General features: G+C 70.1%; 22 protein-coding genes and 1 riboswitch. Of the genes, 12 read left to right on the forward strand and 10 right to left on the reverse strand.

The window, feature by feature from the left end; genetic code table 11:
- Positions 1-3: 3 nt before the first annotated feature.
- The gene (locus ACWZJV_RS22750; protein WP_457178863.1) at positions 4-1,122 is read right to left on the reverse strand and encodes a hypothetical protein; all 1,119 of its coding nucleotides are present in this window, start codon (positions 1,120-1,122) and stop codon (positions 4-6) included.
- On the reverse strand, positions 1,119-1,628 hold the full coding sequence (locus ACWZJV_RS22755) for a SigE family RNA polymerase sigma factor (protein ID WP_008358463.1): 510 nt from the start codon (positions 1,626-1,628) through the stop codon (positions 1,119-1,121). Before ACWZJV_RS22755 ends, ACWZJV_RS22750 begins: the two co-directional genes overlap by 4 nt.
- A 142-nt stretch (positions 1,629-1,770) precedes the next feature.
- On the opposite strand from ACWZJV_RS22755, the gene gatC reads away from it, so the two are divergent.
- The 4 genes from gatC to ACWZJV_RS22775 all read left to right on the forward strand — a co-directional run bounded on the left by gatC (position 1,771) and on the right by ACWZJV_RS22775 (position 5,952).
- Positions 1,771-2,070: an Asp-tRNA(Asn)/Glu-tRNA(Gln) amidotransferase subunit GatC gene (gatC, locus tag ACWZJV_RS22760; protein ID WP_008358461.1), complete on the forward strand. Its 300-nt coding sequence runs from the start codon at positions 1,771-1,773 to the stop codon at positions 2,068-2,070.
- Complete coding sequence (gene gatA, locus ACWZJV_RS22765) at positions 2,067-3,563, forward strand: Asp-tRNA(Asn)/Glu-tRNA(Gln) amidotransferase subunit GatA (protein WP_457178865.1); 1,497 nt, start codon at positions 2,067-2,069, stop codon at positions 3,561-3,563. Before gatC ends, gatA begins: the two co-directional genes overlap by 4 nt.
- The gene (gatB, locus tag ACWZJV_RS22770; protein WP_457178867.1) at positions 3,560-5,053 is read left to right on the forward strand and encodes an Asp-tRNA(Asn)/Glu-tRNA(Gln) amidotransferase subunit GatB; all 1,494 of its coding nucleotides are present in this window, start codon (positions 3,560-3,562) and stop codon (positions 5,051-5,053) included. Before gatA ends, gatB begins: the two co-directional genes overlap by 4 nt.
- 140 nt (positions 5,054-5,193) lie before the next feature.
- A complete protein-coding gene (locus tag ACWZJV_RS22775) occupies positions 5,194-5,952 on the forward strand; it encodes an NYN domain-containing protein (protein WP_008358458.1) in 759 nt (252 codons plus the stop codon).
- A 69-nt stretch (positions 5,953-6,021) separates the two neighbouring features.
- Here the strand turns inward: ACWZJV_RS22775 and ACWZJV_RS22780 are convergent, their stop codons facing one another.
- The gene (locus tag ACWZJV_RS22780; protein ID WP_457178869.1) at positions 6,022-6,687 is read right to left on the reverse strand and encodes a glycoside hydrolase family 19 protein; all 666 of its coding nucleotides are present in this window, start codon (positions 6,685-6,687) and stop codon (positions 6,022-6,024) included.
- A gap of 80 nt (positions 6,688-6,767) precedes the next feature.
- Positions 6,768-6,889, forward strand: a riboswitch (cobalamin riboswitch).
- Between the two features lie 66 nt (positions 6,890-6,955).
- Between ACWZJV_RS22780 and ACWZJV_RS22785 the strand changes: the two genes are divergently transcribed.
- From ACWZJV_RS22785 to ACWZJV_RS22805, 5 genes are read left to right on the forward strand one after another with little or no spacing between them, the layout of a single operon-like run.
- Positions 6,956-8,029: a prenyltransferase/squalene oxidase repeat-containing protein gene (locus ACWZJV_RS22785; protein WP_457178871.1), complete on the forward strand. Its 1,074-nt coding sequence runs from the start codon at positions 6,956-6,958 to the stop codon at positions 8,027-8,029.
- Positions 8,023-8,643, forward strand: coding sequence for a hypothetical protein (locus tag ACWZJV_RS22790; RefSeq protein WP_457178873.1), 621 nt, complete (start codon positions 8,023-8,025; stop codon positions 8,641-8,643). The genes ACWZJV_RS22785 and ACWZJV_RS22790 overlap by 7 nt, the downstream gene beginning before the upstream one ends.
- Positions 8,640-9,752 carry a CbiQ family ECF transporter T component gene (locus tag ACWZJV_RS22795; protein ID WP_457178875.1) on the forward strand — a complete coding sequence of 371 codons (1,113 nt, stop codon included), beginning with the start codon at positions 8,640-8,642 and terminating at the stop codon, positions 9,750-9,752. Before ACWZJV_RS22790 ends, ACWZJV_RS22795 begins: the two co-directional genes overlap by 4 nt.
- Positions 9,749-11,353, forward strand: a complete 1,605-nt coding sequence (locus ACWZJV_RS22800) for an ABC transporter ATP-binding protein (protein ID WP_457178877.1) — start codon at positions 9,749-9,751, stop codon at positions 11,351-11,353. The genes ACWZJV_RS22795 and ACWZJV_RS22800 overlap by 4 nt, the downstream gene beginning before the upstream one ends.
- On the forward strand, positions 11,350-12,144 hold the full coding sequence (locus tag ACWZJV_RS22805; protein WP_457178879.1) for an ECF transporter S component: 795 nt from the start codon (positions 11,350-11,352) through the stop codon (positions 12,142-12,144). The genes ACWZJV_RS22800 and ACWZJV_RS22805 overlap by 4 nt, the downstream gene beginning before the upstream one ends.
- A 40-nt stretch (positions 12,145-12,184) precedes the next feature.
- On the opposite strand, the gene ACWZJV_RS22810 is transcribed toward ACWZJV_RS22805, so the two are convergent.
- The 5 genes from ACWZJV_RS22810 to ACWZJV_RS22830 form a co-directional block, all read right to left on the reverse strand.
- Entirely contained in the window at positions 12,185-13,108 is a 924-nt protein-coding gene (locus ACWZJV_RS22810) for an alpha/beta fold hydrolase (RefSeq protein ID WP_457178881.1), read from the reverse strand.
- Positions 13,105-13,362: a hypothetical protein gene (locus ACWZJV_RS22815; RefSeq protein WP_008358445.1), complete on the reverse strand. Its 258-nt coding sequence runs from the start codon at positions 13,360-13,362 to the stop codon at positions 13,105-13,107. The genes ACWZJV_RS22810 and ACWZJV_RS22815 overlap by 4 nt, the downstream gene beginning before the upstream one ends.
- A gap of 147 nt (positions 13,363-13,509) precedes the next feature.
- Positions 13,510-14,391 carry an EamA family transporter gene (locus ACWZJV_RS22820; protein WP_457178883.1) on the reverse strand — a complete coding sequence of 294 codons (882 nt, stop codon included), beginning with the start codon at positions 14,389-14,391 and terminating at the stop codon, positions 13,510-13,512.
- Positions 14,392-14,423: 32 nt separating this feature from the next.
- Positions 14,424-17,042, reverse strand: coding sequence for a glycoside hydrolase family 65 protein (locus tag ACWZJV_RS22825; protein WP_457181981.1), 2,619 nt, complete (start codon positions 17,040-17,042; stop codon positions 14,424-14,426).
- Between the two features lie 23 nt (positions 17,043-17,065).
- Positions 17,066-17,827: an HAD family hydrolase gene (locus ACWZJV_RS22830; protein WP_457178885.1), complete on the reverse strand. Its 762-nt coding sequence runs from the start codon at positions 17,825-17,827 to the stop codon at positions 17,066-17,068.
- Positions 17,828-17,964: 137 nt separating this feature from the next.
- Here ACWZJV_RS22830 and ACWZJV_RS22835 point away from each other — a divergent pair, with 137 nt between their 5' ends.
- A complete protein-coding gene (locus tag ACWZJV_RS22835; protein WP_008358439.1) occupies positions 17,965-19,032 on the forward strand; it encodes a WD40/YVTN/BNR-like repeat-containing protein in 1,068 nt (355 codons plus the stop codon).
- Here the strand turns inward: ACWZJV_RS22835 and ACWZJV_RS22840 are convergent, their stop codons facing one another.
- Together ACWZJV_RS22840 and ACWZJV_RS22845 are read right to left on the reverse strand one after the other, a co-directional pair.
- Positions 19,033-19,446 carry a type II toxin-antitoxin system VapC family toxin gene (locus ACWZJV_RS22840; protein WP_457178888.1) on the reverse strand — a complete coding sequence of 138 codons (414 nt, stop codon included), beginning with the start codon at positions 19,444-19,446 and terminating at the stop codon, positions 19,033-19,035.
- Positions 19,430-19,714, reverse strand: a complete 285-nt coding sequence (locus ACWZJV_RS22845; protein WP_457178890.1) for a type II toxin-antitoxin system Phd/YefM family antitoxin — start codon at positions 19,712-19,714, stop codon at positions 19,430-19,432. The genes ACWZJV_RS22840 and ACWZJV_RS22845 overlap by 17 nt, the downstream gene beginning before the upstream one ends.
- 82 nt (positions 19,715-19,796) lie before the next feature.
- Here ACWZJV_RS22845 and ACWZJV_RS22850 point away from each other — a divergent pair, with 82 nt between their 5' ends.
- Together ACWZJV_RS22850 and ilvD are read left to right on the forward strand one after the other, a co-directional pair.
- Positions 19,797-20,852, forward strand: a complete 1,056-nt coding sequence (locus ACWZJV_RS22850) for a hypothetical protein (protein WP_457178892.1) — start codon at positions 19,797-19,799, stop codon at positions 20,850-20,852.
- A gap of 90 nt (positions 20,853-20,942) precedes the next feature.
- On the forward strand, positions 20,943-22,790 hold the full coding sequence (gene ilvD / locus ACWZJV_RS22855; RefSeq protein ID WP_457178893.1) for a dihydroxy-acid dehydratase: 1,848 nt from the start codon (positions 20,943-20,945) through the stop codon (positions 22,788-22,790).
- Positions 22,791-22,830 lie beyond the last annotated feature (40 nt).

The raw sequence follows: 22,830 nt of genomic DNA on the forward strand, positions 1-22,830 counted from the left end.
AGGTCAGGACTGGTTCATCGTCCCGCTGATCGTGTCGGCGCGCTTCGTCAAGGTGACCGGCGTATCGGCGCACTCCTTGCCGACCTGGTCGCATAGCTCCACCTTCGTCCCGGACGCCCGGATCAGCTGCCCCCCAGGGGTCCAGCCGATGTGGTCGCCGAGGTCGACGGCGGTCTCGGTGCCCTGGCCGAGGTCGTGGATCGGCGCGGTCGGGGTGTCATAGCGGCAGTTGTCGTTCTCGTCGCACATCGCGTAGGGGGCCGCCAAGGCGTGGGTGCCGTCGGGCGAGAGCTTGAGTCTGATCAGGTCGTCGGGGAAGTCGGTGGAGCGAGTGGTCAGCAGCACCTCGCCCGTGGCCACCTCGACCACCCTCTGGGTCTCGCCGGTCGCATCCTGGGTCACCGCGCGGCCGTTGATCACCTCGGTGGTGTAGCCGCCCGGGAGACCCTTCGAGGTGGAGACCTGCCCGAAACGCCAGGCGACGTCGAGGGTGCGGTCGTCGAGGGCGACGTAGGCGTGCTCGCCGTCGACCGCGACCGGGGGCGTCTTCCAGCCGGCCCAGGTGTACTTCCCGGAGATCGGGACGTCGGCGACCTTCTCGCCGGTGACGAGGTCGGCGACGCGTACCAGCCAGCCGTCACCGTGCTCGACGGTCCAGGAGACGTAGGGCGAGTCGGGGTCGGTGCCGATGAGCCGGTCGCTCACGTCACCGAGGTCGAGCGGTTGGACGCCGGCCGTCGTGATCAGCGAGAGGCGCGCGTTCGTGTCCGTGCTCCGGGTGAGCAGGCCGACGGAGGTGTAGCGCATGTCGTTCACGCGGCCGCCGTACGTCACCACGCTCCCGTCGCCGAAGTGGACGCTGTTGCCCTCCGCGACCGCCCAGCCCCGGGGGTCTCCCTCGGCCGCAGCGATGTGCAGATCGTCATCGCCGAGCGTCCCGCCCAGGACGTACGTCCCCAGCGCGCCGGCCATCGCCAGGGCTGCCACACCGGCGACCCAGCGGGCGCGCCGGCGCCGACGGACGGCCCGAGCGCGGAGGTGGAGCTCATCGGTGGCCAGACGAGGCACGGCGACCTCGTCGGCGGCGTCGCGGAGCAGCGTACGCAGGTCGTTGTCGGTCACTGGGTCGCCTCCAGGGTGAGAGTCGGGTCGCCGAGGATGGTGCGGAGCTTGTCGAGGGCGAAGGAGGTCTGGCTCTTGACCGTGCCCTCCGTGCAGCCGAGGAGGTCGGCCGTGCGGCGTACGTCGAGGTCCTCGTAGAAGCGGAGGACCACGACGGCGCGCTGCCGCGGGGGCAGCGCGGCGACCGCGTCGAGCAGCACCGAGCGGGTGGTCGGATCGTTCTCGTGACCGAGGTCGGGGAGGACCTCGGTGGGCCGCTCGCGGTTCCACGATGCCTTCCGGAACCAGCTCATCGCGGTGTTGAACAGCACCTGTCGGGCATAGGCGGGGGCGGCTTCGAGCGTGCGCACCCGGCCCCAGTTTCCGTAGGTCTTCGCCAGTGCGGTCTGGACCAGGTCCTCCGCACTGGCGTGGTCCCCGACGAGCAGGTAGGCGGAACGATAGAGCCGCGGCCAGGCGACCTGGGCGAACTCGTCGAACTGCTCCTGGGTTGGGGGTCTCGCCATCGATCCATCCGATCTCTCGAGCCGATTGTCAGGGTTGAGGACGCGATGGGGCCACCGATCGGTTGTATGTGCGTCGAACTCCGATCCGGCGCGGGCCTTACCGAGGTGAGAGTTGGGGCTTCCGCCGCCTAGGATGTGCGGCATGCCAGAAATCACCCGCGACGAGGTCGCGCACCTGGCCGACCTCGCCCGCATCGACCTCAGCGACGCCGAGCTCGATCACCTTGCCCCGCAGCTGCAGGTGATCCTCGAGTCCGTCGCCTCGATCCAGGGGCTTGCCGGCGACGACGTGCCTGCCACCTCCCACCCGCTTCCGCTGACCAACGTCTTCCGTGAGGACGTCGTCGTGCCCGGCCTGACGCCGGAGCAGGCGCTCTCCGGTGCGCCGAGCGTCGAGGAGCAGCGCTTCGCCGTGCCGAGGATCCTGGGGGACGAGCAGTGAGCGACCTGATCCTGAAGACGGCCGCGCAGTTGGCCGATGCCCTGGCCGCGGGCGAGACGACCTCGGTCGAGCTGACCCAGGCCCACCTCGACCGCATCGCCGCGGTCGACGGCGACGTCCACGCCTTCCTGCACATCGACGCCGAGGGTGCCCTGTCCCAGGCCGCCGCCTCCGACGCGCGCCGGGCCAACGGCGACGCGCTGCATGCTCTCGACGGCGTACCGATCGCGGTCAAGGACGTGCTGACCACCACGGGTCTGCCGACGACCTGCGGCTCCAAGATCCTCGAGGGCTGGATCCCGCCCTACGACGCGACCGTGGTCAAGAAGATCAAGGCCGCCGGTCTGCCGATCCTGGGCAAGACCAACATGGACGAGTTCGCGATGGGCTCCTCCACCGAGCACTCGGCCTACGGCCCGACGAAGAACCCGTGGAAGCTCGACCGGATCCCCGGCGGCTCCGGTGGTGGCTCGGCCGCGGCCGTCGCCGCCTTCGAGGCGCCGCTGGCGCTCGGCACCGACACCGGTGGCTCGATCCGCCAGCCGGGTGCCGTCACCGGCACCGTCGGCGTGAAGCCGACCTACGGCTCGGTCTCCCGCTACGGCCTGGTCGCCCTGGCCAACTCGCTGGACCAGGTCGGCCCGGTGACCCGCACCGTCCTCGACTCGGCGCTCCTTCACGAGCTCATCGGCGGTCACGACCCGCTCGACTCCACCTCGACCACGACCCCGGTGACCGGACTCGTCGACGCGGCCCGCGCGGGCGCGACCGGCGACCTGAAGGGCGTCAAGGTCGGCGTCATCAAGGAGCTGGCCGGCGAGGGCTGGGCGCCCGACGTGATGGCCAAGTTCAACGAGTCGGTCGACATCCTCACCAAGCTGGGTGCCGACGTCGTCGAGGTCTCCACCCCGAGCTTCAAGCACGCGATGGCGGCCTACTACCTGATCCTGCCGGCGGAGTGCTCCTCCAACCTGGCCAAGTTCGACGCGATGCGCTACGGCCTGCGGGTCACCCCCGACGGCGACCCCAGCGCCGAGGACGTGATGAAGGCCAGCCGCGACGCCGGGTTCGGCGACGAGGTCAAGCGCCGCATCATCCTCGGCACCTACGCGCTGAGCAGCGGCTACTACGACGCCTACTACGGCCAGGCGCAGAAGATCCGCACGCTGATCATCGAGGACTTCAAGAAGGCCTTCGAGCAGGTCGACGTACTGGTCTCGCCGACGTCCCCGTCGACGGCGTTCCCGCTGGGCGCGAAGCTCGACGACCCGCTCGCGATGTACATGCAGGACCTGGCCACCATCCCGGCCAACCTGGCCGGCACGCCCGGCATCTCCGTCCCGGCCGGGGTCTCCGACGTGGACGGGCTTCCCGTCGGCGTACAGTTCCTGGCGCCGGTCCTGGAGGACGCCCGTCTCTACCGCGTCGGTGCCGCGCTCGAGGGCGCCATCGGCCCGGTGCTCTCGATCGACAAGCTGGAGGTGGCCCGATGACGGAGACTCTCGTCCCGTTCGACGAGGTGCTGGAGCGCTACGACCCGGCCTTCGGGCTCGAGGTGCACGTCGAGCTCAACACCAACACCAAGATGTTCTGCGGCTGCCCGGCGACCTTCGGCGGCGAGCCCAACTCCCAGGTCTGCCCGACCTGCCTCGGCCTGCCCGGCTCGATGCCGGTCGTGAACGCCAAGGCCGTGGAGTCGGCGATCCGGATCGGGCTCGCGCTCAACGGGTCGATCGCGGAGTGGTGCCGGTTCGCCCGGAAGAACTACTTCTACCCGGACATGCCGAAGAACTTCCAGACCTCGCAGTATGACGAGCCGATCGTCTACGACGGCTACCTCGACGTCGAGGTCGAGGGGGAGACCTTCCGCATCGAGATCGAGCGCGCCCACATGGAGGAGGACACCGGCAAGACCACCCACATCGGTGGCGCCACCGGCCGCATCCACGGCGCCGACTACTCGCTGGTCGACTACAACCGCGCCGGCATCCCGCTGATCGAGATCGTCACCCGCCCGATCCTCGGCACCGGCGCCAAGGCGCCGCTCGTGGCCAAGGCCTACGTCGCCGCGCTGCGCGAGATCCTGCTCGGTCTGGGTGTCTCCGACGTACGCATGGACCAGGGCTCGATGCGCTGCGACGTCAACCTGTCGCTGTCCCCGAAGGGCTCCGACAAGCTCGGCACCCGCACCGAGACGAAGAACGTGAACTCGCTGCGCTCGGTCGAGCGGGCCGTACGTTTCGAGATGTCGCGCCACGCCGGGATCCTCGACGCGGGGGAGGCGATCTTCCAGGAGACCCGCCACTTCCACGAGGACACCGGCACCACCTCGGCCGGGCGGCCGAAGTCGGACGCCGACGACTACCGCTACTTCCCCGAGCCGGATCTCGTCCCGGTCGCGCCGAGCCGTGAGTGGGTCGAGGAGCTGCGCGGCACGCTGCCCGAGCCGCCAGCCGACAAGCGCGCGCGGCTGCAGGCCGAGTGGGGCTACTCCGACCTGGAGATGCGTGACGTCTGGGCCGCCGGTGCACTGACGCTGATCGAGTCGACCGTCGCCGAGGGGGCTTCCGCCCAGGCCGCGCGCAAGTGGTGGATGGCCGAGCTCTCCCGGGCCGCCAACGACCGCGGCGTCGAGCTGGCCGAGGTCGGGGTCACCCCCGCCCAGGTCGCCGAGGTGCAGAAGCTGGTCGACGGCGGCTCGCTGACCGACAAGCTCGCCCGCCAGGTCTTCGAGGGCCTGCTGGCCGGTGAGGGCACGGTCGCCGAGATCGTCGACGCCCGCGGCCTCGCCGTGGTCTCCGACGACGGTGCGCTCGGCGCAGCCGTCGACGAGGCGATCGACGCCCAGCCCGCTGTCGCCGAGAAGATCCGAGGCGGCAACCAGGCCGCGGCCGGTGCCCTCATCGGTGCGGTCATGAAGGCGACCGGCGGCAAGGCCGACGCCAAGCGCGTCCGCGAGCTGATCCTGGAGAAGCTCGCCTGATGTAGCGACTGTGTTGGTCTCGACACGCTCGGCCGCAGCCGGCCTCCCGGCTCGACCAGCGTGCGCTGGTCGAGCCGCCGGAGCCGCTAGGCGAAGGCGTGTCGAGACCAACACATTCCTCTTCCTGCCACACTGATCCGGTGACCGAGCCCTTCCGCATCGCCCTGCTCATCGACGCCGACAACGCCCCCGCGGCCAAGATCGACGCGATCCTCAACGACCTGGCCGAGTACGGCGAGGTGACGATCCGCCGGGCCTACGGGAACTGGACCAAGCCCGAGCTGAAGGGGTGGATCGAGGAGCTGCACGACGCCGCGATCCGGCCGATGCAGCAGTTCGACCTGACCGCCCACAAGAACGCCTCCGACATGGCGCTCGCCATCGACGCCGTCGAGCTGCTGCATGCGGCGATCCCGGACGCGTTCGCGCTGGTCTCCTCCGACTCCGACTTCACCCCGCTGGTGCACTATCTGCGGGAGAAGGGACGCGCGGTCTACGGCTACGGCCGGGAGAAGACGCCGGCGCCGTTCAAGAGCGCCTGCACCCGGTTCACCGTGGTGGAGAAGCTCGGCGGCTCCGAGGAGGAGACCGACGCCGACGCCGAGGCCGGCGCCACCCCCGCCCGCAAGCCGTCCTCCTCGGCGACCACGGGGCAGGTGCTGAAGCGCAACGCCCGGTTGATCCAGCTGCTGCGCAACTCCATCGCCGCGGCCGCCGACGACGACGGCTGGGCCCTGGTCGGCACGGTCGTCTCGCGCATCCGCAACCAGTCCTCCGAGGATCCCCGCAACTACGGCTACGCCACCTGGACCAAGCTCATCAAGGCGATCGACCTCTTCGAGCTCAAGGACGAGGGCACCTCGGCGATCGCGGTCAGCGACAAGCGCATCAAGAAGTGAGCGAGCGTCAGCGAGCGACCCACGAGATCAACGCGGCGGCGTGACGTATGTCTGTACGACGTCGTACTGCTAGGAGGCGTCCGCGGTGCGGTCCTGGTCGTCTGCCTTCTTCGGCTTCGGGCGGGTGCAGTCGATCCCCTTGGGCACCGAGCCGTTGAGGTGCTTCAGCGCGGCCTTGAAGTCGCGGCAGCGCTCGGCGTCCTCCTCCTTGTTGTGGGGATAGCCGATCGCCGCGTTGACCTTGCCCATCTCGAGGTCGTCGGCGAGCGGGTTGATGTCGCGGGCGACGGTCCAGTACCACCGCGAGATCGGCGCGCTGTGGTCCAGCGACCGAGCCAGCTCGGGGCGGCGGCGCAGGTCGATCCCGAAGTAGGCGCCGGCGTCGGTGTAGTTGGCCTCGCCGGTCAGCTGGATGTAGCCGCGGCCGGCGTACTTCCGCTTGTCGCGGGGGCCCTTGGCGTCGTGGTGGAAGGAGCTCTCGTTGGCGAGCGTGGCCAGGTAGGCCGCCTGCCGGTAGGGGGTCGTGATCCGAGCGTCGTCCATGGCGCGGTTGAGCGTCGGCAGCCCGGTCTCGACGGTCTTCTTGTTCCCGACCTTGTCGCCGAACATGGCGACGAGGTCGTCGTACGTGACCGAGGTCCGATCCGGTGCCGCGAGAGCCGTCGTGGTCGGGCAGAGAGCGAGAAGGGTGGCCGAGATCGAGGTTGCGACAAGGCCGAGAATCCGGTGGCGCATGGGGACAGAGTGACTGCTCGACGGCGATCCCGCAAGCAGGGCGTGCGCGGCATAGGATTGCCCCGCATCAAAGCAGAGCCTCAATCAACACACGCCGTGGTGGGGGAAGCCGGTCGAATCCCGGCGCTGACCCGCAACCGTAGGCCCAGGACATCGAGGGTCCTGAGCGAGCCGGAGCACCTGCCGACGGACGCGTACTGACCTGACGCTGTCGTGGAAAGCAGCGGGTCGGCCCTGGGCCTTCCCGACGAACAGCGCGGAAGGAACCATGAAGAAGACCGTCCTCGGTGGCATCGCCGCCGCCCTCGCCCTCACCTCGCTCGCCGGCTGCGGCGAGAAGGCCGTCGAGGAGGGGGAGAAGCCCGCCTACGACGCGAAGGTGTCCACCTCGGTGGCCGACTGGCTCGTCGCCCAGGCCCCGAAGGGTGTGGCCCACAACGCGCAGTACGGCACCGACGACTTCGGCCTCAGCGCCGACATCGGGATCGCGCTGGCCGAGGTCGGCGGCTACGACGAGGAGATCGCCACGATCGTCGCGGCCGTGATGAAGAACAAGAAGGCCTACACCTCGCCGGGGTTCGGCACGGTCACCTCGGCCGGGGCCACGGCCAAGGCGCTCGTCCTCCAGCAGAACGTCGACGCCTCCGACCCCGGTCTGCTGAAGCAGCTCGAGGGCACCGTCGCCGAGAACGGCCGCATCGCCGACGAGCTCGACCCCAAGAACAAGAAGGCGGCCGACTACTCCAACACCATCGGCCAGTCGTACGCCGTGTGGGCGCTGAGCAACGCGGAGAGCAAGGAGGCCACGGCCGCCGCGGAGTTCCTGGCCGGGCAGCAGTGCGAGGAGGGCTGGTTCCGGGTCACGTTCACCGCCGACCCCGCGGCCGCCGACCAGACCTGCGACGCCGACCCGAAGGCCGCGCCGGACGCCGACGCCACTGCGTTCGCGCTGATCGCGCTGTCCTCGGTGGCCTCTCCCGAGGCCGAGAAGGCGGTCGAGGCAGGCGTCGAGTGGCTGAAGGAGACCCAGGCCGAGGACGGGTCCTTCAAGGCCGCCACCGGCAACATCGCCAACTCCAACACCACCGGCCTGGCCGGGTGGGCGTTCGGGCGCGCCGGGGAGACCGACGCCGCCGAGAAGGCGGCGTCCTGGGTCGCCGAGCACGTCGTGACCTGCGGCGACGACGTCGGCGCGGTGGCCTACGACGACGCCGCCCTGACCGAGGGCAACACCAAGGGGCTGACCAAGGAGTCCGAGGGGATGTACCGCCTCGCGGCCGCCCAGGCGCTGCCGTCGCTGGTCTACCTGCCCAAGGACGCGACCGCGAAGAGCTCGTGCTGATCCTGCGGTCCGCTCGCGTGGCCCTGGCGACCCTCGCCGGGGCCACCGCACTCGTCGTCACCCCCGCCTCCGCGTCGGCCGCCGTCTCGCGGTCTGACGAGGCGTGTGACGGCGTCACCGTCGTCGTCGAGCCCAACGCGCTGGGCGGCGACCCCGAGGTCACCTGCGTCCGGCCCGAGGAGGGCGACACCGGCGCCGACCTCTTCGAGAAGGCAGGACATCCGCTCACCTACGTGACCTCGATGCCCAGCGTCGTCTGCCGCGTCGACGGCCGGCCGAAGAACGCCGGCTGCGCCCAGATGCCGCCCGCCGACGCCTACTGGTCGCTGTGGGTCACCGACGAATCCGGGGCCTGGAGCTATGCCTCCAGAAATGTTACCGAAATCAGCGTGACCTCCGGGCAGGGTGTTGCGTTCACGTGGATAGACGACGATGTCGTTACCGCTCCGGCGACGGAGCTTGGGGATGCTGTGGGGGCGCCCTCAAGCCCGTCGCCGGAGTTATCTCCGGAGAACTCACCCTCCGAGCCCCGGCAGCTGCCTGTCTGGGTCGCTCCCGCCGGGATCCTCGCCCTCTTCTCCGTCGCCGGTGTCGTGTGGTGGCGTCGGCGATGAGCACGCTGATCCGCACAGCCGCGGTCGCGCGCCTGCCCCGGGATCTGCACCCCGTCGCGTGGTGGGTGTGGGCGATCGGCCTGGCTGCGTACGCCTCCTTCACCACCAACCTGCTGCTGCTCCTGCTGCTGGTGGGGGTGGTCTCGGTCGTGGTCGCGGCCCGCCGCGGGGAGCAACCGTGGGCGAAGGCGTTCCGGCTCTACGTCGGCCTCGCCCTGTTCATCGTGGCGACCCGGGTGCTCTTCCGGGTGCTCCTGGGCGCCGTGCCGGGTCACGTGCTCATCTACCTGCCCGAGATCCCGCTTCCCGAATGGGTGCTGGGGATCCGGCTGCTCGGGCCGCTCACCCGCGAGGCGCTGCTGGCCGGCCTCTACGACGGCATGCGGCTCGGCGTGATCGTGATCTGCGTCGGTGCGGCCAACGCGCTGGCCAACCCGAAGCGACTGCTGCGGTCGCTGCCGCCGGCGCTCTACGAGATCGGCACCGCGGTCGTGGTCGCGGTGACCGTGCTGCCCCAGCTGGCCGAGTCGGTGCAGCGGGTCCGTGCCGCGCAGCGGCTGCGGGCAGGGGCGACCGGGAGGGTCAAGCGGCTGCGCCGCTTCCTGGTCCCGGTGCTCGAGGACGCGCTGGAGCGGTCGATGGCGCTCGCGGCCGGCATGGACACGCGTGGCTACGGACGTACGGCCGGGGTCCCCGTCGCCACCAGGCGGGTCACCTCGGTGCTCATGCTGGTCTCGCTCGTCGGGCTCTGTGCCGGTGTCTACGCGGTGCTGGACGGGACCACGCCGGGCTGGCTGGCGACCAGCATGCTGGTGCTCGGCGTCGGGGCCGCGGCCATCGGGCTGAGGTTGGCCGGTCGCCGGGTTTCCCGGACCGTCTACCGGCCGGACCGGTGGCGCTGGCCGGAGGTCGTGGTGGGGCTGAGCGGGATCGTCGTCGCGACCGCGGGCTGGTGGGTCGCCCGGTCACAGGTCCCGGTGGCCTTCCCCGGCGTGAGCGCCGCGCCCGGGGTCACCCTGACCGCGATGGCAGGCGTGCTCGTCGGGCTGCTCCCGGCCGTCGCCGCGCCGGTTCCGGCATCACTCGTCGAGGAGGAGACCGCCGCATGATCGAGCTGCGAGGGATCACGTTCACCCCGCCCGACTCCTCCGAGCACGTGCTCAAGGACGTCGACCTCACCGTCGAGGAGGGCGAGCTGCTGCTCGTCTCCGGCCCGACCGGCTCCGGGAAGTCGACCCTCCTGGGGGTCATCGCGGGCCTGGTGCCCCGCTTCTCCGGCGGCGCGCTCGAGGGTGACCTGCTGCTGGACGGGGCCTCGATCATCCGTACGCCGCCGCGCGAGCGCGCCGGGATCATCGGCTACGTCGGGCAGGACCCGGTGGCCGGCTTCGTCACCGACACGGTCGAGGAGGAGCTCGCCTACGGGATGGAGCAGCTCGGCCTCCCGCCCGCGACCATGCGGCGCCGCGTCGAGGAGACCCTCGACCTGCTCGGCATCGCCGAGCTGCGGCAGCGGTCGCTGCGTACGCTCTCGGGTGGGCAGCAGCAGCGCGTCGCGATCGGCTCGGTGCTCACCACCCACCCGCGGGTCGTCGTGCTCGACGAGCCCACCTCCGCCCTCGACCCCACTGCCGCCGAGGACGTGCTCGCCACCATCACCCGGCTGGTCCACGACCTCGGCACCTCCGTCGTCCTCGCCGAGCACCGCCTCGAGCGGGTCGTGCCGTTCGCCGACCGCATCGCCCTCCTCGTCGGCGACGGCTCCGTGGCGGTCGGCGACCCCGCCGACATCCTCGCGGACTCGCCCGTCGTGCCGCCGCTCGTCGAGCTCGGGCGTGAGCTCGGCTGGTCGCCGCTGCCGCTCACGGTGCGGGATGCTAGGCGGCGGGCGAGGGTTGTGGGATACCCGGTCGACCGGGTATCCCTCGGCTTGACGGGCACTGAAACAGCCGACAAGTCCACGCTGTGCCAGTCGGGTTCGGGCCTGTCCAGTTCCGGCCTCACCGTCACCCGAGGACGTACGCCGGTCCTGCACGACGTCTCGATCGAGCTGCCCGCGGGGCGGGTGACGGCGCTGATGGGGCGCAACGGCTCGGGCAAGTCGACGCTGCTGTGGACGCTGCAGGGCACCCAGAAGCGCCTGACCGGGTCGGTGGACGTCGGCGGCAAGGATCCGGCGACCCTCGACCCCGACGCACGGCGCACCCTGGTCGGGCTGCTGCCGCAGACCGCGGCGGACCTGCTCTACCTGGAGACCGTGGCCGAGGAGTGCGACGCCGGCGGCCCGCGGACCAGGGAGATCCTGGACAGCCTCGTCCCGGGCATCCCCGACGATCAGCACCCGCGTGACCTCTCCGAAGGTCAGCGCCTCGCCCTGGCGCTGGCGCTGATCCTGAGCGCCGACCCGCCGGTCGTGCTCCTCGACGAGCCCACCCGCGGCCTCGACTACGCCGCCAAGCACGCCCTGTCCGAGATCCTTCGCGAGCTCGCCGACGCCGGCAAGGCGATCCTGGTCGCGACCCACGACGTCGAGTTCGTCGCCGAGGCCGCCGACGACGTCGTGGTGCTCGCCGACGGCGAGGTCGTCTCCGCCGGCGACGTACGCAGCGTCACCGCCGAGTCGCCCGCCTTCGCGCCTCAGGTGAGCAAGGTCTTCGGCCCGGGCTGGCTGAACGTGCGCGAGGTCGTCGACGCGGTGAGGGAGCGATGATCAGGTTCTCGCCCCGCACGGCGCTCCTGCTCGTGATCATCTCCGTGGCCGGGCTGATGATGTTCGCCTGGCCGCTGCTGCTCCACGGCTACGAGCGGGTGCAGCCGCCGTTCATCTTCCTCGCGCTGCTGCCGCTGATGCTGGTGGTGCTGCTCAGCGAGCTCGCGGCGGGCGGGATCGACACCCGCATGATCGCGATCCTCGGCGTGCTCAGCGCGATCGAGGCCGTCCTGCGCGCCATCTCCTCCGGCACCGGCGGGGTGGAGCTGGTCTTCTTCATGCTCATCCTCGGTGGCCGCGTCTTCGGGCCCGCCTTCGGCTTCGTGCTCGGCTGTACGAGCCTGTTCGTCGCCGCGCTCGTCACCGCCGGCGTCGGGCCGTGGCTGCCCTACCAGATGCTCGGCGCCGCCTGGGTCGCGATGGGAGCCGGGCTCCTGCCACGGGCGAGCGGCCGCACGGAGGTCGCATTGTTGGCGGCGTACGGCATCCTCGCCTCCTACGCCTACGGGCTCCTCCTCAACCTGCAGGGTTGGCCGCTGCTGACCGGGGTCACGGTGCCCGGCGCGAGCGGCAACCTGTCCTACGAGCCCGGGGCCGCGCTCGCCGAGAACCTGGCGACGTTCCTGCGCTACACCCTGGTCACCTCGACCAGCAGCTGGGACACCGTGCGCGCGATCACCACCGCCGTCGCGATCGCCCTCCTCGGGCCCGCCGTCCTCGCCACTCTGCGCCGAGCCGCCCGCCGAGCCATGATCACCCCCGCCGAGGCGTCACTCCGGTCGGTCGAGTAGTCGCTCCCGTCGGCCGACCGGCGTGACGTCTCGGCGCTGGTCAGACGCGCTGGTGCTCGGCGACGCGGGCGAGGAAGCCGAGCAGCAGCTGGTGGACGCGGTCGGGCTGCTCCATCTGCACGAAGTGGGTGCCGTCCAGCTCGACGAAGGTGCCGTTCTTGAGATCGGCGGCGACCCGGGACATGTGGCGCGCCCCGGCGATGAGGTCCCGGGTGCCTGCGACCAGCACGACCGGCACCTTGATCCGGCGCGGCGAGACCGAGCGACGCTGGGAGGTGCGCAGCGCGAGGTGGAAGTACCACTCGACCGGCGTGGTCAGGAACTCGGCCAGGGCGGCCGCGGCCAGCTCGGGGTCGGGGACCTTGCCGATCAGGCCGGCCTTCGAGAACATCTCGATCGCGCGGGGACCGAGCTCGAGGCGGGTCGCCACTGGGGTGATCAGGGAGCCGGTGCGGCGCAGCACCTTCGCGGCGGTGCGCGTCATGATCGCGGCCGCCGGGGCGGGCAGCGGCAGCGGCCCCAGCATGGACTTGAAGGTGTCGCCGGGCACCCCGGCGACACCGAAGATGCCGGAGACCCGCTCGGGGTGGTCCGCCGCCAGCTCGAACGCGGTGTTGACGCCGATCGACCAGCCCATCACCACCGGTCGCGAGAGCGCGAAGGCGTCCATCACTGACAGCGCGTCCTCGGCGAAGTGCCGCGATGTCGTCTGCTCGAGGTCCTTCGGTCGGGCAGAGCCGGAGGTGCCGCGGTGCTGCCAGGACACGACGCGTACGCCGCACGAGGTGTGCAGCAGCGCCGGCCAGTTCCACGGGCTGGTGCCGAGGCCGTTGCACAGCAGCACCGTCGGCCCGTCGATCTCGCCCTCGGGATCGTTGGTCCAGGCACGGATCAGGGTGCCGTCGTCGGAGAGCACGTCACGGAACGCGACCGTCGACTCGGCCATCGCCCGGGGAACCGTCATGCGGTCATTCTCTCCGATGCCAGCAGCTGGAGATAGTGCTGGACGTCTTCACGCTCGGCTCGCCGCAGCAGGAGCGCCTCCTCGGCGGCCTTGGCGTTGTGCCGGGCGACGAGCTGAGAGGCCACCGGCCAGGCGAGCAGCAGCTGGATCGGACGGAGGAACGGGCCCACCATTCGCCCCGCGGTGCGTGCGGCGAAGAGTGCGGCCATCTGGGCTACGGCGGTGGTGTGCGCGGGGGCGGTGATGGTCGACAACGGAGCAACTCCAGAGACAGGCGGGGGACCGGGCGGAGGGCGGGGGAGTTGTCACCAAACTGTAGTGACCCGAACATTCGGAGTCAGTGACGATCCGATGTCGCTTGTGTGAAACGCCCCACTACGTCGTGCAACGAGCCACGTACGTCACGCCGGGGTCGACTCCGCCGGCACGTGATGCTCGGGCTTGCCGGTGCGCGTCGCCCCTGCTGAGGCGACCACGACACAGGCGATGGCCAGCCACTGCAGCACCGACAGCCCCTCGTGGAGGACCAGGATCGCGGCCAGCGCACCGGCCGCCGGCTCCAGCGACATCAGGATCGCGTAGAGCCCCGGCTTGATCGAACGCAGGGCAACAAGATCCAGGGAGTAGGGGATGACCGAGGACATCAGCCCCACCATCAACCCGACCAGCCACACGTGCGGAGACCCCAGCCCGTCGGCGTACGCCATCGCCGCAGGCGTCAGCGCCACGGCCGCGACGGTCGATGCCAGGGCGAGCCCGTCGATGCCCTCCCAGCGCGCACCGGTCGCCTTCGACAGCACGATGTACGCAGCCCAGCAGGCGCCCGCGAGCAGCGCGAACAGCACGCCCACGATCGAGATCCGGCCGGGTTCGACGCCGAGCAGCACGACCCCGGCCGCCGCCAGCGCCACCCAGACCAGGTCGCGGGCCCGCCGCGAGGTGACCAGCGCGATCGTGAGCGGGCCGATGAACTCGATGGTGACCGCGATCCCGATCGGCAGCCGGGCGAAGGACTGGTAGATCGCCCAGTTCATCAGCCCGAGCGAGGCCCCGAAGGCGACCACGACCAGCCAGTCACGTCGCGACAGGCCGCGGACCCGGGGCCGGGTGATCGCCAGCAGGATCAGCGCGGAGAGCGACAGCCGCAGCCAGACCATGGCCGTCGGGGTGACCTCGTCGAAGAGCGACTTCGCGAACGTCGCGCCGACCTGCACCGACGCGATGCCGATCAGAACCAGGACGACCGGGTGGGCAAGCCTCGCCCGGAGAGAGGAAGCGTGCACCACCCGGCCAGTCTAGGGCCATGTAAAGACGGCTACTGAGCCGAGTCCGTCTGCGAGATGTTGGACAGGTTGGCGGCCTTGTTGGCCTCCTCGGCGAGCCGTTCGGAGCCGCGCGGGGAGTCGTGCGGGACCATCGGGTGCTCGATGTGGTCCTGCTCGTAGATCTCCGGCGGGATCGGCGTGGGCACGGTGGCGATGATCCGCGACCCGTCCTGCCGTACGCCGCCGTGCGGCTCCTCGTCGAGGTGCTTGCCGATCCGCGGCCCCTGGTCGGCGAGCGGCACGACGACCGGCGAGCCCTTCGAGACCACGAACTCCTCCCCACGGACGCTGACCGGGATGTCGAACTCCTCGCCGGGGGTGTCCACGACGGTGAAGACGATCTGGTCGGTGGTCACCGCGACCTGCATCCGGGTCGAGTGCCACTGGACCCGGAAGATCAGCGAGCCCCACTCGACCGGCAGACGCGGGTCGAAGGAGAGCCTGCCGTCGTAGTCGCGCATCCCGCCGAAGCCGAACGCGAGGCCGCCCCACACGCCGCCGGTGGAGGCGATGTGCATCCCGTCGACGGTGTTGCCGTGCATGTTGTGCAGGTCGACGTAGAGGGCGTCGTAGAAGTAGCGCAGCGCGTCGTCCTGGTAGCCGACCTCGGCCGCCATGATCGACTGCACGACCGCCGAGAGCGTCGAGTCGCCGGTGGTGATCGGGTCGTAGTACTCGAAGTCGGCCCGCTTCTCCTCGGGGGTGAACCGGTTGCCCTGCTGGAAGAGGGCGAGCACCACGTCGGTCTGCTTGAGCACCTGGAACCGGTAGATGACCAGCGGGTGGTAGTGCAGCAGCAGGGGACGTACCTCGTCGGGGGTGTTGGGAAGGTCCCACACCTCGCGGTCGAGGAAGTTGTCGTCCTGCGGGTGGATCCCCAGCCCCTCGTCGTAGGGGATGTGCATCGCGGCAGCGCAGCGACCCCACTCCTCGACCTCGTCGGGGGAGACGTCGAGCCGGCCCATGACCTGCGCGTACTCGCGCGGGTAGTCCGCCCGGAGCATCTCGATGGTCTCGACGGCCTTCTCCAGGTTGTAGCGGGCCATCACGTTGGTGAACAGGTTGTTGTTGACCACCGTGGTGTACTCGTCCGGCCCGGTCACGCCGTGGATGTGGAAGGACGGCTCGCCGTTGTGGCGCCAGAAGCCGAGGTCGGCCCACATCCGAGCGGTCTCGACCAGGATGTCGACGCCCTCGCGGATCAGGTAGCCCGTGTCGCCGGTCGCGTAGACGTACTTCATCAGCGCGAAGGCGATGTCGGCGTCGATGTGCACCTGCGCGGTGCCGGCCGCGTAGTAGGCCGAGGCCTCCTGGCCGTTGATGGTGCGCCACGCGAACAGCGCGCCCTTCGCGGCCATCTCCAGCGCCCGCTGCCGGGCCGCGGGAAGCATCACCGAGCGGGCGTGCATCACGTTGCGGGCGACCTCGGGCTGGGTGTAGCAGAGGAACGGGACGACGTAGCACTCCGTGTCCCAGAAGTAGTGCCCCTCGTAGCCGGAGCCGGTGACGCCCTTCGCGGGCACACCGAGCCCGTCGGTGCGGGCGGTCGCCTGGGCCAGCGAGAACAGGTTGAACCGGATCGCCTGCTGGGCCGCGGCGATGTCCTCGGTGTCGGCCTCGACGGCGGCGGAGATCTCGACGTCCGCGGCCGACCAGAACTCGTCGTACCAGGTGCGCTGGTCGCGCTCGAAGTGGCCGACACCCAGCCGGATCGCCCGGTCGAGCGTACGTCCGCAGCGGTCCGCCAGCTCGCGCACCGGCACCCCGCGGGAGGTGTGGTACGCCACGGTCTTCTGCATCCGCAGCGTGCTGCCCTCGGTGGCGTCGACCCGGAAGACCGTCTTGGCCAGGTCGTCCTCGGCACGGACGACGGTCTCGACCGGGTCCGGGGTGTCGATCTGGTGGGCCGCGCTGACCGCGATCGTCATCCCGGAGTTGGCGCACCGGTAGCCGAGGGTCATCTGTTCCTCGTCGGCGACCGACATCTGCGGGAGCAGGACGCGGGTGTCGAAGGCGGAGGCCTTGCGGGGGTCCATGCCCTCGCCGAGCGCCGCCGCCGGCACGTGGTACTCGTCCTTGCCGTCCTGCCGGTTGAGCAGCTGGGAGGAGATCACGATCGGCGCCGAGCCGCTCAGCATCGTGATCTCGAGGGTCTGGATCGAGAGGTGGCGCTGCGTCATCGACACCATCCGGGTCGACCTGATCGCGACCCGCTTGCCCGAAGGCGTACGCCACACCAGGTGCCGCCGCAGCACACCCTCGCGGAAGTCGAGCACCCGCTCGTACTCCTCCAGGTCGGAGGTGCCGAAGGTCAGCGGCTCGTCGTCGACGTAGATCTTCATGATCTTCGCGTCGGGGGCGTTGACGATCGTCTGGCCGGTCTTGGCGAAGCCGTAGGCGTTCTCGGCGTGGCGGATCGGCCAGGTCTCGTGGAACCCGTTGATGAAGGTGCCGTGGGCGAAGGTCGGCCGCCCCTCCTCGGGGGTGCCGCGCATGCCGAGATAGCCGTTGGCGACGCTGAAGAGCGTCTCGGTCAGACCGAGGTCGTCGGGGGAGTAGCTGGTCTCCACCAGCCGCCACGGGTCGATGGGGTAACGGGCCCGGTCCATGGGGTTCGGGCCGACGTTGGTCTTCACTGCTGTGCTCCTTGAGCAGGGCTGTGTTGGTCAGGGACAAGTTCGTCGAGGTCGGACACGACAAGGCCGGCGCCTGCGGCCGTGAGGGTGTCGTGGCCTGCGCCACGGTCCACCCCGACGACGAGCGCGAAATCTCCTGCCTTGCCGGCGCGCACCCCGGAGACGGCGTCCTCGAGGACGACGGCTTCGCTCGGGGTGGCTCCGAGGACCTTACCGGCGTAGACAAACGTGTCCGGTGCAGGCTTGCCGGGCAAGCCCTGCTCATCTGCGACGGCTCCCGACACGACCGTCTCGAACCGGTCCAGCAGCCCCGCCGCCTTCAGCACGGTCGGCGCGTTGACCGACGACGACACCACACCGAGCCGGACGTCGAGCGTGGCGAGATAGTCCAGGAACCGCACCGACCCCGGGTAGGCCTCGACGCCGTCGCGCTCGAGCACCAGGTTGAAGGCGACGTTCTTCCGGTTGCCGAGGCCGCAGACGGTCTCCAGCTCCGGCGCGTCGTCCGAGGTGCCCTCGGGAAGCTTGATGTCACGGGAGGCGAGGAAGTCACGCACGCCGTCGTAGCGCGGCTTGCCGTCGACGTACGCGAAGTAGTCCTGGTCGGTGTAGGCCGGCGCTCCGGGGCTCTTCTCCTGCAGGTAGGCGTTGAACATCTCCTCCCAGGCACGCATGTGCACGACCGCGGTCGGCGTGATCACGCCGTCGAGGTCGAAGAGGATCGCGGTGAACGTCTCCCAGGCAACAGGTCTGGTCATGCCTTCAGGCTAGGGGCTGGCCCGCCCATGCCGAAGAATCCGGACGGCCCCGTACCGCTGACTCGGGATGTTTTCCCTCGGTGTTCTTTCGCCGAAATCTCCTGGCCACAGACGGCGACCGGGTGGATGCTGGAAACATGGGTACGCAGCTGCTTGTCGGGACCCGTAAGGGTCTGTGGATAGGGCGCTCTGACGACGCCCGGCAGGACTGGGACTTCACCGGTCCGCACCATGACATGGAGGAGATCTACTCCGCCATGATCGAGCCCGGGACCGGGCGGATCCTTGCCGGTTGCTCCTCGCTGTGGCTGGGTGCGCTGGTGCGCACCTCCGCCGACGGCGGCGAGACCTGGACCGAGACCTCGATGTCGTTCCCCGAGGACGTCGACGCCAGCCTGGCGCGGGTCTGGCAGCTCCAGCCCGGGCTGCCGGAGGGCACGATCTGGGCCGGTGTCGAGCCCGGCGCGATCTTCCGCTCGCGTGACGGTGGCGCCTCCTTCGAGCTCGTCCGCGGCCTGTGGGACCACCCGCACCGCACCGAGTGGAACGAGGGGTTCGGCGGACAGGCCTTCCACACGATCCTGCCGCACCCCACCGACCCCGACTCGGTGACCGCGGCCATCTCGACCGGCGGCGTCTACCAGACCCGCGACGGCGGGGAGACCTGGGAGGCACGCAACAACGGCATCATCGCGGTCTTCCTGCCCGAGGGGCAGCAGTATCCCGAGTTCGGGCAGTGCGTCCACAAGGTCGCCCGCCACGCCTCGCGCCCCGAGCGGCTCTACCTGCAGAACCACGGCGGCGTCTACCGCTCCGACGACGAGGGCCTGTCGTGGAAGTCCATCGCCGACGGCCTGCCCACCGACTTCGGCTTCGCGATGGTCGTCCACCCGCAGGAGCCCGACACGATCTACACCTTCCCGATCGGGGCCGGCGAGTCCCGCTACCCACCGGAGGCCAAGCCGATCGTGTGGCGCTCCCGCGACGCCGGCGACCACTGGGAGGCGCTCGACAAGGGCCTGCCCGACCACTTCTACGTCGGTGTCATGCGCGACGCGATGTGTGCCGACGACCACGACGTCGCCGGGGTCTACTTCGGCGCCCGCAACGGCTCCGTCTGGGCCTCCGCCGACGCCGGCGAGACCTGGCGCGAGATCCTCCGCGACATCCCCGACGTGATGGTGGTGAGGGCCGCGAAGGTGTGATCAGTCGGTCACCGGGTCGTGGACCGCGAACCCGAGGAGTTCGGCGACCTTTCGCATGTTGCTGTCGTGGGTGGCGACGGTGACGTTCTCGGTCCCGACACGCAGCGCCGATGCCAGGTGGATCGCGTCCAGCGACTTGATGTGGTGCTCGATCTCTTTGGCCTCGTCGATGAGAACGTCGTCGACGGCGAGCAACGTGAGTTCGTCGACGAAGTCATCCACGATGGAGACAGGGAGCTGATCGCGGCGAAGCACGCGGGTCATCTCGAGGTGGAGCAGCCGGGACGAGATGAAGACGTCGCCGTTGTCGCAGCGCTCGTCGTACCAGTCCGCGGCGGCTCGGCTGTGCCCGAGCAGGGCACGGAGCGCGACGGACGAGTCCAGGTACCACGTCCGCTCAGAGGTCGACGTCACTGTTGACCTCATCGAGGATGTCGTCGAGGTCGCCGGAGAGCGCGACGGCGGCACGGCCCGAGAGAGGCCTGTGGGGCCGTTTCGGAGGAGTCGCCAGACCAGCGTCGACCAGCGCCTCCACCGGGTTGGCCGAGCCCTGGACCTCGGGCACGAGGCGAAGCACCGGGCGACCTCTGTTGGTCACCCGGAACGACTCGCCGTCCTCGATGACGGCTCGCGTCACCGCGGAGATCCGCTGGTTCAGCTCGGTCATCGTGATCGTCTTCATGAACTAAATCTAGCATGTAGATGCTAGAAATTTCGCAGGTCTGACAACGCCGGGTCGCAGCGTGCCCGGATATGGTCACGGCATGACTGACGCGCTCCGTGTGGCGGCCGAGGTCCTCGGGGTGGACCGGGTCGAGCAGATGGCGGAGCTCGGCGGAAGCCGTCGCAGCGTCGTACGCCGGGTCCGGGCCGGCACCGGGACGGCCATCGTCAAGGAGTACCTCGAACCCGAGGAGAAGACCTGGTCGCGGGAGGCCGCGGGACTGAAGGCGGCGGACGGTGTGCGTGCGCCGCGGCTGCTCGGGGTCCGCGAGGACCCGGCCGTCGTCGTGATGTCGGACCTCGGTCCGGGACCCGATGTCGCCGATGCGCTGCTCGGCACCGATGCCGTTCTCGGCCGCGATCGGATCCTGGCCTGGGCGCGGGCGGTCGGCGAGCTGCAGGCGCACACGGCCGACCGGTTGGACGTCTTTCGAGAGGCGCTGGCGAGCGGCGTACGCACCGACCTCACCGTCAGCCAGATGGACGGTCTCGGATCCGCTCTGGCGACGCTCTGCGCGACGAACGGGCTTCCATGGGACGACGCCGTCCCCGACGCGATCCAGGACGCACTCACGCCGCTGCGTACGGGGCCGGATCTGGCGCTGACACCCAGCGACACCTGTCCCGACAACAATCTGCTCGGCCCGGACGGACTCATGCTGCTCGACTTCGAGCACGCGGAGATCCGGCACCGTGCCTGGGAGGCCGCCTATCTGCGCGTGCCGTGGCCGTCGTGCTGGTGTGCGTGGCAGGTGCCGGACGGTGTCTCGAGCCTCGCTCTTCAGGCCTATCTCGACGCGGCGTACGGCACCGTCGGGCCGCCGTCGACCTTCGAGGCCGACCTGGAGGCGGCCACCCTGCTGTGGTGCCTTCTCTCGGTGAGCTGGTTCCTTCCGGCATCCCTCGACACGGACGCCGCTCACAACGCCGACGACGACCGGATGCCCGGACGGCGTACCTTGACCCTCGCTCGCCTCGGACTCGCCGCCGGCCTGTCCGGTCCTCAGCCCCTGGTGACCTGGGCGGAGGCGCTGCATCGCGAGCTCGTCGGTCGTTGGGGCGACCACCCGCTGCGCTTGGCGCCGGCGTTCCGCTGACGCTCGCGTGCCGGTCCCGAGCGATCGGCACGCGTCCACCGCGTGGCGCTGTGTGCGAAGACATACGCCGGCGGGTCTAGCCTTTGTGGTATGCCCACTCTTCGCTCCGCAACCTCGACCTCGGGCCGCAACATGGCGGGTGCCCGCGCGCTGTGGCGCGCGACCGGCATGACTGATGACGACTTCGGCAAGCCGATCATCGCGATCGCCAACTCGTTCACCGAGTTCGTGCCCGGCCATGTCCACCTCCGTGACCTCGGCAAGATCGTCGCCGAGAAGATCCAGGAGGCCGGCGGAGTAGCCAAGGAGTTCAACACGATCGCCGTCGACGACGGGATCGCGATGGGCCACGCCGGGATGCTCTACTCGCTGCCGAGCCGCGAGCTGATCGCGGACGCGGTGGAATACATGGTCGAGGCGCACCGCGCCGACGCGATCGTGTGCATCTCCAACTGCGACAAGATCACCCCCGGCATGCTGCTGGCGAGCCTGCGCCTCAACATCCCGGTCGTCTTTGTCTCCGGTGGTCCGATGGAGGCCGGCAAGACGACCGCCATCGAGGGGATCGTCCACGACAAGCTCGACCTGGTCGACGCGATGGTGCTCTCGGTCAACGAGGCGGTCAGCGACGAGCAGCTCGACGTCATCGAGCGCTCCGCCTGTCCGACCTGTGGCTCCTGTTCCGGCATGTTCACCGCCAACTCGATGAACTGCCTCACCGAGGCCATCGGCCTGAGCCTGCCCGGCAACGGGTCGACCCTGGCCACCCACGCCAAGCGCCGTGCGCTGTTCGAGGAGGCGGGCCGCACCATCGTCGAGCTGTGCCGCCGCTACTACGAGGAGGGCGACGAGTCCGTCCTGCCGCGGAACATCGCCAACCGCAGCGCGTTCGAGAACGCCGTCGCGCTCGACGTCGCCATGGGCGGCTCGACCAACACCGTGCTCCACCTGCTCGCCGCGGCCCGCGAGGCCGAGCTCGACTTCAACGTGCACGACATCGACGCGATCTCGCGCCGGGTGCCGTGCCTGAGCAAGGTGGCCCCCAACAGCCCGAAGTACCACATGGAGGACGTCCACCGGGCCGGCGGCATCCCCGCCCTGCTCGGCGAGCTGCTCCGCGGCGGCGCCCTCAACACCGACGTCCACACCATCCACTCCGCGAGCGTCGAGGAGTGGCTGGGCACCTGGGACATCCGCGCCGAGAACCCCAGCCAGGAGGCGCTCGACCTCTTCCTCGCCGCGCCGGGCGGGGTGCGTACGACCGAGGCGTTCTCCACCGACAACCTCTGGGCCAGCCTCGACACCGACGCCGCCGAGGGCTGCATCCGCGACTTCGAGCACGCCTACTCCGAGGACGGCGGGCTGGCGATCCTGTCGGGCAACATCGCCCCCGACGGCTGTGTCGTGAAGACCGCCGGCGTTCCTGAGGAGTGCCTCACCTTCACCGGCACCGCGATCGTCTTCGAGTCCCAGGACGACGCGGTCGAGGGCATCCTCGCCAAGAAGGTCGAGGCCGGCCACGTCGTGGTGATCCGCTACGAGGGTCCCAAGGGCGGGCCGGGCATGCAGGAGATGCTCTACCCGACCTCGTTCCTCAAGGGCCGAGGCCTGGGTCAGAAGTGCGCGCTGATCACCGACGGCCGCTTCTCCGGCGGCACCTCGGGGCTCTCCATCGGCCACGTCTCCCCGGAGGCGGCCGGCGGCGGCCTGATCGCGCTCATCGAGGACGGCGACCAGATCTCCATCGACATCCCGAACCGCTCGATCTCCCTCGACGTCGACGACATCGTCCTCGACGAGCGTCGCGTGGCCCAGGAGAAGCGCGAGAAGCCCTACACCCCGCTCAACCGCGACCGGAAGGTCTCCGCGGCTCTGCGGGCGTACGCCTCGATGGCCACCTCGGCCTCCGACGGCGCCTACCGCAACGTGCCGGAGTAACCAGAACGACCCGGAGGTCCGCCCGCTGGATATTGCGGGC

The sequence above is a fragment of the Nocardioides sp. WG-D5 genome (assembly GCF_054031175.1).